The following is a 13369-nucleotide window of genomic DNA, read 5'->3' as shown; positions in this document are numbered from 1 at the left end:
TCCACAGCTGTTTGTCGCAGACAATAATAGTTCGAACCCGAACTGGGATGGGATCATGTTGCGCACCTCCAAAGCCGCACCGTTGGTCTGAGATGCTTTGGAGTCATGACAGCGTAAGTACATGGTCAAAGCCCCTCCCAGATACACCGGGACTGCTCCAGCCGGTAGGCTTCAAAATACTGTGTCGCGTCCGGAGCGGTGTCACCAAATTCCACCGGGCGATCAGACAGGGAAATGACAACTCTAGATGGCTGCAATTCGTGCTGAGCCACATAGGGAACGGCAAGAATTTGGCACAGATGCTCCATGTCCTTCGACGCTACATCATAGCCAATTCGCCCCACTGATGCTCCGATTTTCGGGGCGACAAATCGAAAGCGCACCCAAAGCTCACCCGGGTTGTTGTCCAGCAGGACATCGCTCAGCTGAACCGGCTGACCGGACGGCACCGGCAATGAACTATCTGTCTGGGCAAAAACGGAAGTGCCGAGCGCGCACAACACCAGACACATGGCACGATCCCGGACCCGCCGAAGGCAGGCTCCTCCTTCCGGGATCGCGCGCGCAGTGCTTTTGGCCTGCGCGGTTCTATGTCTGACGGGTCGGATCATTCAACCATTTGTCGCTTTTTGTCAATTCCGCCGCATATTTGAGCATTTTTTGCCTGGAATTGGGTTGCCAGGGCCAAGCAAACCGGGACGAACAACGCCGCCCCGAATGGTTCAAAGCGGAATATTGTCGTGTTTTTTCCAAGGGTTCTTAAGCTGTTTGCCGCGCAAACTGGCAAAGGCACGGGACACACGTCGGCGGGTCGAGTGCGGCATGATCACCTCGTCGACAAACCCGCGCTCGGCGGCGACAAATGGGTTCGCAAACCTATCTTCGTAATCTGCGACATGCTGTGCGGTCTTTTCTGCATCATGCAGATCCGCCCGGTGGATGATCTCGGTTGCACCCCTGGCACCCATCACCGCGATTTCGGCGGTCGGCCAGGCATAGTTGAAATCACCACGCAGGTGTTTGGATGCCATAACCACATAGGCACCGCCATAGGCCTTGCGCGTGATCACGGTGACCTTTGGCACAGTCGCCTCACCATATGCATAAAGCAGCTTTGCTCCGTGCTTGATCACACCGCTGTATTCCTGCTGCGTACCTGGCAGGAAGCCCGGAACATCGACAAGAGTCAGGATCGGGATTTCAAAGCAGTCGCAGAAACGTACGAACCGCGCCGCCTTGCGCGAACTGTCGATATCCAGACATCCCGCCAGTACCATCGGTTGGTTGGCCACGACGCCGACGGTCTGACCTTCCAGCCGGATAAAGCCGGTAATGATATTCTTGGCGAAATCTTCCTGGATTTCGTAGAAATCACCTTCATCCGCTATTTTGGTGATGAGCTCCTTCATGTCGTAGGGCGTATTGGGATTATCCGGAACCAAGGTGTCCAGCGAAGCCTCGATCCGGTGAGGGTCATCAAAGAACGGGCGGACCGGGGGCTTCTCGCGGTTATTGAGCGGCAGGAAATCAACCAATCGACGCACTTCGGCCAGCGCCTCGACATCGTTTTCGAACGCGGCATCGGCGACCGAGGATTTCCTGGTGTGGGTAGAGGCACCGCCCAGTTCCTCGGCTGTGACGACTTCGTTGGTCACGGTTTTGACCACATCCGGGCCTGTCACGAACATGTAAGAGGTGTCTTTGACCATAAAAATGAAGTCAGTCATCGCCGGGCTGTAGACCGCCCCTCCTGCGCATGGGCCCATGATCACACTGATCTGTGGTACTACGCCGGACGCAGTGATGTTGCGCTGAAACACTTCGGCATAACCCGCCAGAGATGCCACGCCTTCCTGGATTCGCGCACCGCCCGAGTCGTTGATTCCGACAATCGGAGCACCGTTTTGGACCGCCATATCCATAATCTTGCAGATCTTCTGGGCGTGCGTCTCGGAAAGCGAACCACCAAAGACTGTAAAGTCCTGGCTGAACACATAGACCATACGCCCGTTGATGGTGCCCCAGCCCGTGACAACGCCATCACCGGCAGGCTTTTGATTTTCCATTCCGAATTCAGTGCATCGATGGCTGACGAACATGTCGAATTCTTCAAAGCTGCCCTCATCCAGCAGCAACTCGATCCGCTCTCGCGCTGTCAGTTTTCCGCGCGCATGCTGGGCATCGATCCGCCTCTGCCCACCACCCAATCGTGCGTCGTTGCGGCGGTTTTCCAACTCGGAAAGGATGTCTTTCATGGCGATTATCCCTTGTAAAATTTGCCGGGACCCTACCCTTTCGGCCTTCTTATCCAAAGCCCTTTTCGGCAAATTTGCAAACTTTCAGCAACAACAATCTGGATAACTGTAAACTTGCTAAGTTTTGCGATGGATTTGATGGATGGCTGGCAATCCAAAATTCCGTGACTATACATGTGAACTATGCAGTTCAGCTCTCGCGCGGTTCACCGCACACCACCCACATTGGCGACACTTGTATTGCTCGCGGGCTTGTCCGCGCTAAGCATGAACCTGTTCCTGCCCAGCCTGCCGAATATGGCAGTGTATTTTGGCACCGATTACAAGGTCATGCAGCTGTCGATCGCGCTGTATCTTCTGGTCAATGCAGTTCTTCAAATCCTGATCGGACCGCTTGCAGACAAGGCTGGTCGCAGGCCAGTTCTGCTGTGGGGGATTGGTTTGTTCCTGCTGGCTACTCTGGGATGCATCTATGCCCCCAAAGCTGAAATCTTTCTGGCCTTCAGAATGTGCCAGGCGGTCGTCGTTGTAGGCATGGTTCTCAGCCGTGCCGCTGTCCGGGACATGTACGATCAGGATCAGGCCGCATCCATGATCGGTTACGTAACCATGGGAATGGCCGTGGTTCCGATGATCGGCCCGGCGATCGGCGGACTTCTGGAGGAAAGCTTTGGCTGGAAAGCAAACTTCTGGCTGCCTTTTGCCATCGGGGCTTTGACGCTTGCCTTGACGTTCGCGGATTTCGGAGAAACATCAGCCAAAAGCGGCAAGACCCTGGTTCAGCAATTCAAGGAATACCCCGAGCTTCTGACATCGCCACGTTTTTGGGGCTATTCGTTGTCCTGCGCCTTTTCGTCAGGCACCTTCTTTGCCTATCTCGGCGGCGCACCCTTTATCGGAACCGAATTGTTTGGACTAAGCGCGGCGCAGGTAGGCATTTATTTCGGCGCTCCCGCAGTCGGCTACTTTGTTGGCAACTTTCTTAGCGGTCGTTTTTCCATGCAGATTGGCATCAACCGAATGGTGCTGTGGGGCAGCTTGCTTAACGCGTTGGGTGTTGCGCTTTCAGCATCTTTGTTTCTCACAGGTCAGGGCACCGCACTCAGCTTTTTCAGCTTGATGACCTTTGTAGGCGTCGGAAACGGCATGGCCATCCCCAATGCAACTTCCGGCGCACTGTCGGTTCGTCCGCATCTGGCGGCAACCGCCTCGGGGTTGAGCGGAGCGATCATGCTGGGTGGCGGCGCCGGGCTAAGTGCATTGGCAGGCACCCTGCTGACCCGGGAAACCGGCGCCATGCCCTTGCTCTGGCTGATGCTCACATCCGCAGTTCTGGCGATTTTCGCAATTGGTTCCGTCATTCGGCGAGAGCGTCAATTGGGGCTGTAACGACTTGCCCCGAAAACTTTGCAAAGTTAGTCTTCCAAAATAGGAAACTTGCAAAGGCACCTCATGGCCACCCAAAAGCTCTATGCCGGCGCGAAACTGCGCGAAATGCGCACGCGACTGGCCCTGACACAACGCGAATTCGCGGCGAAACTGGGTGTTTCACTCCCCTATCTGAACCAGATGGAGAACAACAACAGGCCGATCTCGACGACGGTTGTGTTGGCTCTGGCGCAAGAGTTTGGCATGGATGTCACCGAGCTCAGCACCGGTGATAGCGAGCGGTTGGTGTCGGATATGCGCGAAGCTCTGGCCGACCCGGTTTTTGCGGATATTCTACCGCCACTCGCCGATTTACGCCTGACGGCATCAAACGCCCCGGCATTGGCCCGCGCATTTATCGAGCTGCACAAAACCTACCGGCAGACACATGAGCGTCTCGCCTCTCTGGACGAAGCCTTGGGACGGGAAGACGCCCGTATGCAGGCCAGCCCCTGGGAGGAGGTACGGGACTTCTTTCACTATTGCGACAACTATATCGACGCCGTGGACAGGGCGGCAGAACTGTTCGCCAACCGCGCTGAAGGGCCGGGCAATATCCGGCAAGCTGCTTTGAACAGCCTGACGGAGCGCGGCATTCAAGTGATGTTCTCTGACATCGCCCCCTTGCGCACATATGACGCCGAAAGCAAGGTCCTTCGCCTTTCGTCGCGCTCGGCTCCGCAAACGCAAGTGTTTCAGCTGCTGTTGCAAGTCGCACTGATCAGTCAGGACAAACTGCTGGAAGCGACTCTGGATTTTGCCAAGTTCCAAAGCGAAGAGGCGCGGTCCATCGCAAAGATCGGCCTTGCCAATTATTTCGCGGGCGCTTCCTTGATGCCCTATTCCGTGTTTCTGACCGCCGCTCAGGAAGAGCGCCACGATCTGGAGCTGCTCAGCAACCGGTTCGGCGCCTCGATCGAGCAGGTTGCACACCGACTGTCGACGCTGCAACGCCCCGGCGCAAAAGGTATCCCGTTCTTTTTCGTTCGCGTGGATCAGGCCGGGACGATCACGAAACGGCACTCGGCCACGCGCCTTCAATTTGCGCGGTTCGGTGGCGCTTGTCCCCTTTGGAACGTGCATCGGGCCTTTGAAACGCCGGGCCATTTCCTCAGGCAACTGGCAGAAACACCGGATGGTGTGCGTTACATCTCGCTGGCACGGGATGTGTCGAAATCAGGAGGCTCATTCGGCGCGCCGGTCAGACGGTACGCAATTGCGCTGGGGTGCGAGGTACGCCATGCCCCGGCGCTCGTGTATGCCGACAACCTCGACATAAACAACGCCAGCGCCTACGAGCCCATCGGCATTTCCTGCCGCATCTGCGAGCGACAAAACTGCCACCAGCGTTCGGTCCCGCCGCTGGAACGCCGCCTCAGCATCGACACCCATACGCGCGGTACCCTGCCCTACGAAGTCACCTGATCTTGACATGGCCAGAAGTGTGCCGGGGGAGCCCGACCCAGACCGGGACAGGGACAGTGCCCCCGGCACTGTTTTTTAAGCTTTGGACAAAAGCGCCCAGATTTCATCTTTCAGAGCTGCCCGCTTCTTGCGCAAATCAACTTCGGCCAGTTCTTCCATTGGTTCGACATTGGTTTCGGCCCGATGCACAATGCGATTGACCTCGTGATACTCATCAGCCAGACGGGCAAAATGTGCGTCCGTTTGCTTGAGCTGGCTCATCAGTTCAACCTTGTCCGGAAACTCTTCGGCCAATTCATGCGGGGTGTGGGACATCTCTGTTCGCTCCTTCATATGTCGTTGCATATCAGTGGTAGAAGCGTGACGCGTCGCCTTCTTTGACGCGGATCAATTTCATACAGGATTCTTGCAGAATTCAGCGTCGCGTAGCACGCCACCCCGCGGCGCGTGCTTCGGCAGCAGAGCAGAACCATCGCTCGCCCTTGGCTGCACTGATCCGGGTCTTGGCATAGTACCTCTGGCCCGGTGCGTGAAAGATCTTTTCGCCCTTTGACGAAACATTTCCCTTGATAAGGCATGTTTCAGAGGATTTCGGCTTCTTGCGTGCCCTGTGCACCCAAGGCACCCGAATCTGTGTCTTGTGCAATCCCCTGTTTCCAATCCTCGCGACCCGCTCGGCGCCTGCATACGCGTCCGAATATTTGCGGTACGCAAAGGCCAATCCCTGCTCTACAATCTGGGCAGCGGCGTCTTCGTGTTCAACGCTGCACCGAGCAACGATGCGCCCGTAGCGATCTCGATCCAGCGGGACACATGTGGTCATCCGTCCTTGAAATTGTTCCTGAACCATATGAGTGACCCACGCTCCGCATGGCCAGCTTGATCCGTTGGAATCCTGGCAGATCTGCTCCAGTTCGGGCGCATCGATACCGTGCAGCCGCACCCGGACACCGCCGACATCCCAGGTGTCCGCATCAATGACATCAACCCGGCCTGTCAGTCGTTCTGCCGCGTGGGTCAGACCTGGCACGAGAAGAACAAAAGCTAAACAAATCCTTAACATGCCCCCGATATGCGCGGTATTTCGCGCTTCTTCAACCGGGGGCCGTTTGGAAAGGTTAACGTTGCGCCGTTGCCCAGCCGGGATGGATCCACGGGCGGTCGTTGGCTTTGGGCAACGGATCTTTGCCCAAAAGCGAATCCGACACCTTTTCGCCCACCATGATCGACGGCGCATTCAGGTTGCCATTGGTGATCTGTGGAAAGATCGAACTGTCCGCAACGCGCAGCCCATCCACACCAATCACACGACCTTCGGGATCGACCACCGCGTTCTTGTCATCCGCGCGCCCCATCCGGCAGGTGCCGCAGGGGTGATACGCGCTTTCCGCATGTTCCGCGATAAAGGCGTTCAGTTCTTCGTCCGATTGGACAGCGGCCCCCGGCTGAATCTCTTTGCCTGCATAGGGTTTGAAGGCGTCTTGCCCAAAGATTTCGCGTGTCAACCGGATGCAGGTGCGGAAGTCTTCCCAATCCTCTTCATGGCTCATGTAGTTGAACTTGATCACCGGCGCGTCTGCGGCTTGGGCAGACCGCAAGGTGACCGCCCCGCGTGACGGCGACCGCATCGGGCCAACATGCGCCTGGAACCCGTGTCCCTCGGCCGCTGCCTGCCCGTCGTATCGGACCGCAATGGGCAGGAAGTGGTACTGAATATCAGGGTATTCCACACCCGGTTTCGACCGGATGAAGGCCGCACTTTCGAACTGGTTCGATGCGCCCAAACCGGTCTTGGTAAACAGCCATTGCGCCCCGATCAGGCCCTTGCTGATCAGGTTCCAGTGCTTGTAGAGCGTGATCGGTTGCAGCGACGCCTGTTGAATATACAGTTCCAGATGGTCCTGCAGGTTGGCACCAACGCCCGGGCGATCCGCGACAATATCGATCCCATGCTCGGCCAGATGCGCCGCAGGGCCAATGCCCGACAACATCAGCAGCTTGGGCGAATTGATCGAGGACGCCGCCAGAACAACTTCGCGCCGGGCTTTGATGACTTCTTTCTTACCGCCACGGATCAATTCGACGCCAATGGCGCGACCGTTTTCCATGACAATCCGAGATGCCAGGCCGCGCACGATATCGCAATTGTCGCGCTTGAGCGCGGGCTTCAGATAGGCATTTGCCGCAGACCAGCGCCGTCCTTTCCAGACAGTCTGCTCCATCGGGCCGAAGCCTTCCTGCTTTTCACCGTTATAGTCGCCGGTGACCTCGTATCCGGCCTGCTGGCCTGCGTCCACAAAGGCCTGAAACAGCGGGTTCTCGCGCGGGCCGCGCGACACATGCAGTGGGCCGTCGGTGCCGCGCCATACCGGATCGCCGCCATGACCCCCGTCATGCCAGGTCTCCATCCGTTTGTAATAGGGCAATACATCCGCAAAAGACCAACCGTCAGCCCCCATCCCGGCCCAGGTATCGAAGTCGAGTGCGTGACCGCGAACATAGACCATGCCATTGATCGAGGATGACCCCCCGATCACCTTGCCGCGCGGACAGGCCAGGCGGCGATTGTTCAGGTGTGGCTCGGGCTCGGATTGATAGCCCCAGTCATAGCGCGACATGTTCATCGGATAGCTCAGTGCAGCCGGCATCTGAATGAACGGCCCCATATCGGTGCCGCCGTGTTCGATCACCAGAACCGAGGCCCCGGCCTCGCTCAGACGATATGCCATTGCGCAGCCTGCGGACCCTGCGCCGACGATGACAAAATCTGCTTCCATTTCCACAACTCCTGACCCGCCGAGACGTGATGTGTTCGACGGGAGTATTTTCAAATATATGAAGAGGTTATTCGCCGCGCGGGAACCGGGCGCTTTCCTCTACGGTGTTGAGATCCATGTGATTGCGCATGTAGCGTTCCGACGCCCTTTGCAGCGGTTGATAATCCCACGGATAGTATCCGCCCTGCCTCAGCGCTTCGTACACAACCCAGCGCCGCGCCTGGCTGGCGCGGACATCGGCGTCGAAGCGATCCAGATCCCAACGGGCCTCGGATTTGGCACGCAGAGTTTGCAGCGTGCCTGCGTGTTCGGGACTGCCTGCCAGATTGTTCAGCTCGTGCGGGTCGGCTTCAAGATCAAACAACTGATCTGGGTCCAATGCACAGCGGTTGTACTTCCACTTGCCATATCGCATCGAGACCAGCGGCGCGTAGGATGCCTCGGCCGCGTATTCCATGGCGACTGGCGCGGTTCGTTCTACGCCTTGCGCCAGTGGCACGAGGTTTTCGCCGTCGGTCCAGGGGGCGATCTCGGCCATGTCTACACCTGCCAGGGCCCCCAGGGTCGGTGTCACGTCGATTGTTGATACCGGAGTATCGATCCGACCTGCTGGCAGATCAGGCGATGCGATCATCAGCGGCACCCGCGCCGAGCCTTCATAGAAGTTCATCTTGAACCACAAGCCCCGTTCGCCCAGCATATCTCCGTGATCCGAAACGAACAGGATGATCGCCTCTTGCCGGGTCGTTTCCAGCACTTCGAGGATTTCCCCGATCTTGTCGTCCATATAAGTGATATTGGCGAAATAGGCGCGGCGGGACTTGCGGATATCATCTTCGGTGATGTCGAAACTGCGCCAGTCATTGGCATCAAAAATCCGCTGAGCGTGCGGGTCCTGATTGTCATAGCCGATGTCAGAAACCTTGGGCAGAAGATGCTCGCAATCCTCATACAGATCCCAGTACTTGCGACGGGCTACGTATGGGTCATGCGGATGCGTGAAGCTGACGGTCACGCACCATGGGCGGTCATCCTTGCCGCGTGCCAGATCATAAAGCTTGGCTTTGGCATTGTGGGCGACCTCGTCGTCATATTCCATCTGGTTTGAAATCTCGGCAATGCCAGCGCCGGTGACGGACCCCATGTTGTGATACCACCAGTCGATCCGTTCCCCCGGCTTGCGGTAGTCCGGGGTCCACCCGAAGTCGGCCGGGTAAATGTCTGTGGTCAGGCGATCTTCGAACCCGTGCATCTGGTCAGGTCCTACGAAATGCATCTTTCCGGACAAACAGGTGTAATACCCGGCCCGACGCAAGTGATGTGCGTATGTGGGGATATCGCTGCGAAACTCGGCTGCGTTGTCATAGACGCCGGTGCGCGACGGCAATTGACCGGACATGAAGCTGGCCCGCCCTGGCGCGCATAAGGGCGACGCCGTGTAAGCATTGGCAAACCGGGTTGACCGTTCCGCCAGTTTCTTCAGGTTCGGAGCGTGAAGCCAGTCAGCGGGACCGTCTGGAAAGAGAGTCCCGTTGAGCTGATCCACCATCAGGATCAGAATGTTCGGTTTTGTCATTTTTCAGCCTCGAGCAGAGTGTTGAGCACACGCATCGCGTGGTTCACGGCCAGTTGCGGTTCTTCAGGGGCGCTGAGTGCGGCGCGGATGTACAGACCGTCAATCAAGGCAACCATGTTCTCGGCCGCCTCCTGAGGGTCGGCCAACTTGTGCCGCAGGGCGTCAGTCAGGTTGGATTTGATCCGAGCCTGATAGATCTGCCACAGGCGCAGGGCGTCATCATTGGTCTGAGCCAGCACGTAGAAGGTCATCCAGGCCGCAATCACATCGGGTGTGAAACAAGAGGGCGCAAAACACGCCCTGACAATTGCCTGAGCCCTGTCGTCCGGCGCGGCTGCTTTCAGTTCGCCCCGCGCCTCTTTGCCGAAGTCTGACAGGATCTGCCGCATTGCAGCCAGAAAGATCTGATCCTTGCCGCCGAAGTAGTGGTGCGCCAGAGCGCTGGACATGCCCGCACGCTTGGCAATCTGACTGACTGTTACATCAAGGGATTTCTTCACGCCCAATTCAGCGATTGTCGCACGAACAATCGCATCCCGGCGGATTGGCTCCATTCCGACTTTTGGCATCGTTCTCCCCTTGAGCAGGCGTCACGGGACCAAGCTAGGGGGTTTTTATTGACTCGTCAATTAATGAAAAATCGGGGAGCAGTGTCGTTACAGCTTCGGCGCAATACTCGGAGGCGTCAAGTCCCTGCGGTTCAGCACGAATTCGCGCCATGAGATAAAGCTTACGGCGGCAAGGATCAGTGTGCCGCCCGCGACAACCCACACGTCAACGCTTTCATGGAACACTGCAGCGCCCAAGATCGTGGCCCATATCAGCTGAAGAAACGTTACTGGCTGTGTAACGGCCACCGGTGCCGCCTGAAGCGCCAAGGTCATGAAATAGTGCCCAGCTGTCGCAAAGCTGGCCACCAGAAAAAGAACCCCGAGATCCCGCAGGCTTGGCTGCGTCCAAACGGCAATCGCAAAAGGTATCAGGGCAACGGTCACCCAGATCGACAGATGCGCCACGACGACGGATGGCGGCACATCACGCACCAGAATCTTGGCCAACAAATACGACCCCCCCAGCGTCAGGGCCGTTCCCAGCATGGCCAGATGACCCGGTGACACTTCGCGAAACCCTGGTCGCAGAATGATCAGAACGCCAACCAGAGCGACCAGAATTGCCGCAATCCGGCGAAAGGCCAGCTTTTCGCCCAGAAACAGGGCTGCCCCCAGGGTGACGTAAACCGGCGTCATGTAATTCATAGCGGTGACTTCGGCCAATGGTATCTGTGTCATGGCAAAGAACCAGAGCATGACCGCAACCGCATGCACGACCCCTCGCAGACCGAACAGCGTCAACAGGCGGGGTGTCAGATGTGTCGCCATGATCGACCGCATGGCTGGCAAAAGAAACACCAAACCCAGCACATACCGCAGGAAGGCGGCCTGGATGGAATTCATCGATGTTCCCAGCGACTTCACCAGCGCGGTCATCACAACAAAGGACAAGCCGGCGGCAAACATCCAGAACATTCCGGCAAGCGGGCGAGACGATACGGCGAGTGTTGACATGGTTTAGGTTGAACACCGAAATCCAACCGGGAACAACCCTTCACATGATAACAAGTTTCAGGGCGATACCCAACATGACCACGCCGATCCCGGCGTCCAGAACCTGCCACGCCCGGGGACGCGCAAAAACCGGGGACAGAATACCCGCGCCGTAACCAAGCGAAAAGAAGAACACGAAGCTGGATGTCATCGCGCCAAGGGCGAAACCCAGCCGGTCGTCATATTGGGCCGAGATCGAGCCGATGAGCACGACCGTATCCAGATACACATGCGGATTCAGCCAGGTGAACGCGAATACCGTCAGCAGCGCAGCCTTGAGGCTGGTTCGCTCACCATTGCCGATTCCCATCACCGAACCACCCAGCCAGGACGACCGGAGGCTGCGCGCGCCGTACCAAATCAGAAATGCCGCCCCTCCGTATCGCATCACAGCCTCAAACCAGGGTGCAGCCTGTGCCAGAGTGCCAAAACCTGCCACGCCCGCTCCGATCAGAATGGCATCAGACACTGCACAAGTCAGGCACAGAATAAAAACGTGCTCGCGCCGCAAGCCCTGCCTCAGAATAAAGGCGTTCTGCGCCCCGATGGCGAGGATCAGACTGAAACCCAGCGCAAAACCGGCGATCACGGATGTAGGCATGGTATCTCCTGCGTTGCCATTGCGTTGACTAATGGCCGCGATACGATCTATCAAATTAAAGATGTTTCCCTTGGTTAAGCTCTGCTAATGTTGCTGGACCCTCACCAATTGGCCGCTTTGTCAGCCATTCTGCGCCATGGCAGTTTTGATGCAGCGGCGGCGGAACTGGCCGTGACCCCGTCAGCGATATCCCAGCGGATAAAGGCGCTAGAGGATCGGGTGGGTGCCTCGCTCATACATCGGGGAACCCCTTGCACCGGAACGCCGGCAGGTCAGCGCATCGCGCGATACGCCGAAGATGTCGGGCTGCTGGAGGCGCAACTGGCCCGTGAATTGGCGCTGGTACAAGAACCCGGGTCCGCGCGGGTTCGCATTGCGGTTCCCGCCGACATTCTGGCGACCTGGTTCATTGACGCGATGGCGCGTGTTCCCGACATGCTGTTCGACCTTGTGATCGACGATCAGGACCATTCGGCAGACTGGCTGAGGCGAGGCGAGGTCAGCGCCGCCGTCACCGTCGGCGGACAAACCATAAGCGGTTGTGACGCGATTGAACTGGGCGTGTTGAGGTATCTGCCAACCGCCAGCCCGGACTTTATCAATGCGTGGTTCAAGGACGGCGTGACCGAGAAGACGCTCAGCAAAGCACCTTGCCTTGTCTTCAACAGGAAAGACGGCCTGCAAAAAGCGTGGATCGCACATCGCACCGGCAGTCGTCTTTCACCGCCTTCGCACTTCCTGCCATCTTCTCAAGGGTTCGTTGATGCCGCGATCGCCGGGATTGGCTGGGGCATGAACCCGGCAGCCCTTGTGCAAAACGCCATGGAGCGTGGACAGTTGCGCCCTATCGTTCCCAATGCGCCACTGGACGTCGCCCTTAGCTGGCAGGTCGGACGGGTTCTTGCGCCAGCGCTCAAACCCCTTACACAAGCGGTCCAGCATGCTGCGCAACGGGTTTTGCTCCCGTCGCAAGGCAAATAGTCAGACTCATTCGATCGGAGGAACCAATGCTCTCACGCGACGCCCTCAGTTATGACCCCATTCCCCTGCCCGACCGATGCGAGATCAGTGATGCAGACATGCTGGGCGCGGCCGTGGCTTTTTTTGAAAAGATGCGCCGGCGACATACCGTTCGGGATTTCTCCACTCGCCCGGTGGCTCGCGATGTGATCGAAACCTGCCTGCGCACCGCGGGAACAGCGCCGTCAGGTGCAAACCATCAACCCTGGCACTTTGCTGCCATCTCGGACCCAAAGCTGAAACTGCGCATCCGCGAGGAAGCCGAAGAAGAAGAGCGCCGGTTCTATGCGGGAGGGGCGGGCGATGAATGGATCAAGGCGTTGGAACCCATCGGGACCAACGCGGTCAAAGAGCACCTGACCACCGCCCCGTGGCTGATCGTGGTCTTTGCCCAACGCTGGGGGCAATTCGAAGACGGGACGCGGTACAAGAATTACTACGTGCCCGAGAGTGTGAACATTGCCACCGGCTTTCTGTTGGCCGCGCTACATCACGCCGGCCTCAGCACCCTGACCCATACCCCGAACCCGATGCGCTTTCTGAACGACGCACTGGACCGGCCCGCATCAGAGAAACCAACCATGATCATCGCAGTTGGTCATCCCTCGGAAACCGCGGCCGTACCTTCTGTGGCAAAGCTAAAGAAGCCTTTGGAAGAGATTTCCTCGTTCTTCTGAATGTAC

13 protein-coding genes are annotated in these 13369 nt (G+C 57.8%); 4 read left to right on the top strand and 9 right to left on the bottom strand.

Features of this window, described 5'->3' with window-relative positions:
- Positions 1–125: 125 nt before the first annotated feature.
- Together D1823_RS01355 and D1823_RS01350 are read right to left on the bottom strand one after the other, a co-directional pair.
- Positions 126–512 carry a DUF6497 family protein gene (locus tag D1823_RS01355; protein WP_254683770.1) on the bottom strand — a complete coding sequence of 129 codons (387 nt, stop codon included), beginning with the start codon at positions 510–512 and terminating at the stop codon, positions 126–128.
- Positions 513–722: 210 nt separating this feature from the next.
- Positions 723–2255 carry an acyl-CoA carboxylase subunit beta gene (locus D1823_RS01350; RefSeq protein ID WP_117868271.1) on the bottom strand — a complete coding sequence of 511 codons (1533 nt, stop codon included), beginning with the start codon at positions 2253–2255 and terminating at the stop codon, positions 723–725.
- Positions 2256–2438: 183 nt separating this feature from the next.
- Between D1823_RS01350 and D1823_RS01345 the strand changes: the two genes are divergently transcribed.
- A complete protein-coding gene (locus D1823_RS01345) occupies positions 2439–3644 on the top strand; it encodes a multidrug effflux MFS transporter (protein ID WP_117868270.1) in 1206 nt (401 codons plus the stop codon).
- 63 nt (positions 3645–3707) lie between these two features.
- On the top strand, positions 3708–5108 hold the full coding sequence (locus D1823_RS01340; protein WP_117868269.1) for a short-chain fatty acyl-CoA regulator family protein: 1401 nt from the start codon (positions 3708–3710) through the stop codon (positions 5106–5108).
- Between the two features lie 75 nt (positions 5109–5183).
- Here D1823_RS01340 and D1823_RS01335 read toward each other — a convergent pair whose 3' ends face one another.
- From D1823_RS01335 to D1823_RS01305, 7 genes are all read right to left on the bottom strand, one after another.
- Positions 5184–5423: a YdcH family protein gene (locus D1823_RS01335; RefSeq protein WP_117872596.1), complete on the bottom strand. Its 240-nt coding sequence runs from the start codon at positions 5421–5423 to the stop codon at positions 5184–5186.
- Between the two features lie 100 nt (positions 5424–5523).
- Complete coding sequence (locus D1823_RS01330; RefSeq protein ID WP_254683769.1) at positions 5524–6138, bottom strand: thermonuclease family protein; 615 nt, start codon at positions 6136–6138, stop codon at positions 5524–5526.
- An 88-nt stretch (positions 6139–6226) separates the two neighbouring features.
- Complete coding sequence (gene betA / locus D1823_RS01325; protein ID WP_117868267.1) at positions 6227–7885, bottom strand: choline dehydrogenase; 1659 nt, start codon at positions 7883–7885, stop codon at positions 6227–6229.
- A 67-nt stretch (positions 7886–7952) separates the two neighbouring features.
- On the bottom strand, positions 7953–9461 hold the full coding sequence (betC, locus tag D1823_RS01320) for a choline-sulfatase (RefSeq protein ID WP_117868266.1): 1509 nt from the start codon (positions 9459–9461) through the stop codon (positions 7953–7955).
- Entirely contained in the window at positions 9458–10030 is a 573-nt protein-coding gene (gene betI, locus D1823_RS01315; RefSeq protein WP_117868265.1) for a transcriptional regulator BetI, read from the bottom strand. Before betI ends, betC begins: the two co-directional genes overlap by 4 nt.
- A gap of 87 nt (positions 10031–10117) precedes the next feature.
- Positions 10118–11026, bottom strand: a complete 909-nt coding sequence (locus D1823_RS01310) for a DMT family transporter (protein WP_117868264.1) — start codon at positions 11024–11026, stop codon at positions 10118–10120.
- 40 nt (positions 11027–11066) lie between these two features.
- A complete protein-coding gene (locus tag D1823_RS01305) occupies positions 11067–11666 on the bottom strand; it encodes a LysE/ArgO family amino acid transporter (protein WP_117868263.1) in 600 nt (199 codons plus the stop codon).
- An 87-nt stretch (positions 11667–11753) separates the two neighbouring features.
- Here D1823_RS01305 and D1823_RS01300 point away from each other — a divergent pair, with 87 nt between their 5' ends.
- The gene (locus D1823_RS01300) at positions 11754–12647 is read left to right on the top strand and encodes a LysR family transcriptional regulator ArgP (RefSeq protein WP_117868262.1); all 894 of its coding nucleotides are present in this window, start codon (positions 11754–11756) and stop codon (positions 12645–12647) included.
- 26 nt (positions 12648–12673) lie between these two features.
- Entirely contained in the window at positions 12674–13363 is a 690-nt protein-coding gene (locus D1823_RS01295) for a nitroreductase family protein (RefSeq protein ID WP_117868261.1), read from the top strand.
- Positions 13364–13369: the final 6 nt, after the last annotated feature.

It is taken from the genome of Ruegeria sp. AD91A (genome assembly GCF_003443535.1).
Lineage (GTDB): Bacteria > Pseudomonadota > Alphaproteobacteria > Rhodobacterales > Rhodobacteraceae > Ruegeria.
Note: the sequence above shows the minus strand (reverse complement) of the source record. Positions and strands in the feature narration are given on the sequence as shown.

Bases quoted from the DNA above. Each gene is read 5' to 3' on its own strand.
- D1823_RS01355 (WP_254683770.1), bottom strand. From the start codon at position 512: ATGTGTCTGGTGTTGTGCGCGCTCGGCACTTCCGTTTTTGCCCAGACA.
- D1823_RS01350 (WP_117868271.1), bottom strand. From the start codon at position 2,255: ATGAAAGACATCCTTTCCGAGTTGGAAAACCGCCGCAACGACGCACGA.
- D1823_RS01345 (WP_117868270.1), top strand. From the start codon at position 2,439: ATGCAGTTCAGCTCTCGCGCGGTTCACCGCACACCACCCACATTGGCG.
- D1823_RS01340 (WP_117868269.1), top strand. From the start codon at position 3,708: ATGGCCACCCAAAAGCTCTATGCCGGCGCGAAACTGCGCGAAATGCGC.
- D1823_RS01335 (WP_117872596.1), bottom strand. From the start codon at position 5,423: ATGTCCCACACCCCGCATGAATTGGCCGAAGAGTTTCCGGACAAGGTT.
- betA (WP_117868267.1), bottom strand. From the start codon at position 7,885: ATGGAAGCAGATTTTGTCATCGTCGGCGCAGGGTCCGCAGGCTGCGCA.
- betC (WP_117868266.1), bottom strand. From the start codon at position 9,461: ATGACAAAACCGAACATTCTGATCCTGATGGTGGATCAGCTCAACGGG.
- betI (WP_117868265.1), bottom strand. From the start codon at position 10,030: ATGCCAAAAGTCGGAATGGAGCCAATCCGCCGGGATGCGATTGTTCGT.
- D1823_RS01310 (WP_117868264.1), bottom strand. From the start codon at position 11,026: ATGTCAACACTCGCCGTATCGTCTCGCCCGCTTGCCGGAATGTTCTGG.
- D1823_RS01305 (WP_117868263.1), bottom strand. From the start codon at position 11,666: ATGCCTACATCCGTGATCGCCGGTTTTGCGCTGGGTTTCAGTCTGATC.
- D1823_RS01300 (WP_117868262.1), top strand. From the start codon at position 11,754: ATGTTGCTGGACCCTCACCAATTGGCCGCTTTGTCAGCCATTCTGCGC.
- D1823_RS01295 (WP_117868261.1), top strand. From the start codon at position 12,674: ATGCTCTCACGCGACGCCCTCAGTTATGACCCCATTCCCCTGCCCGAC.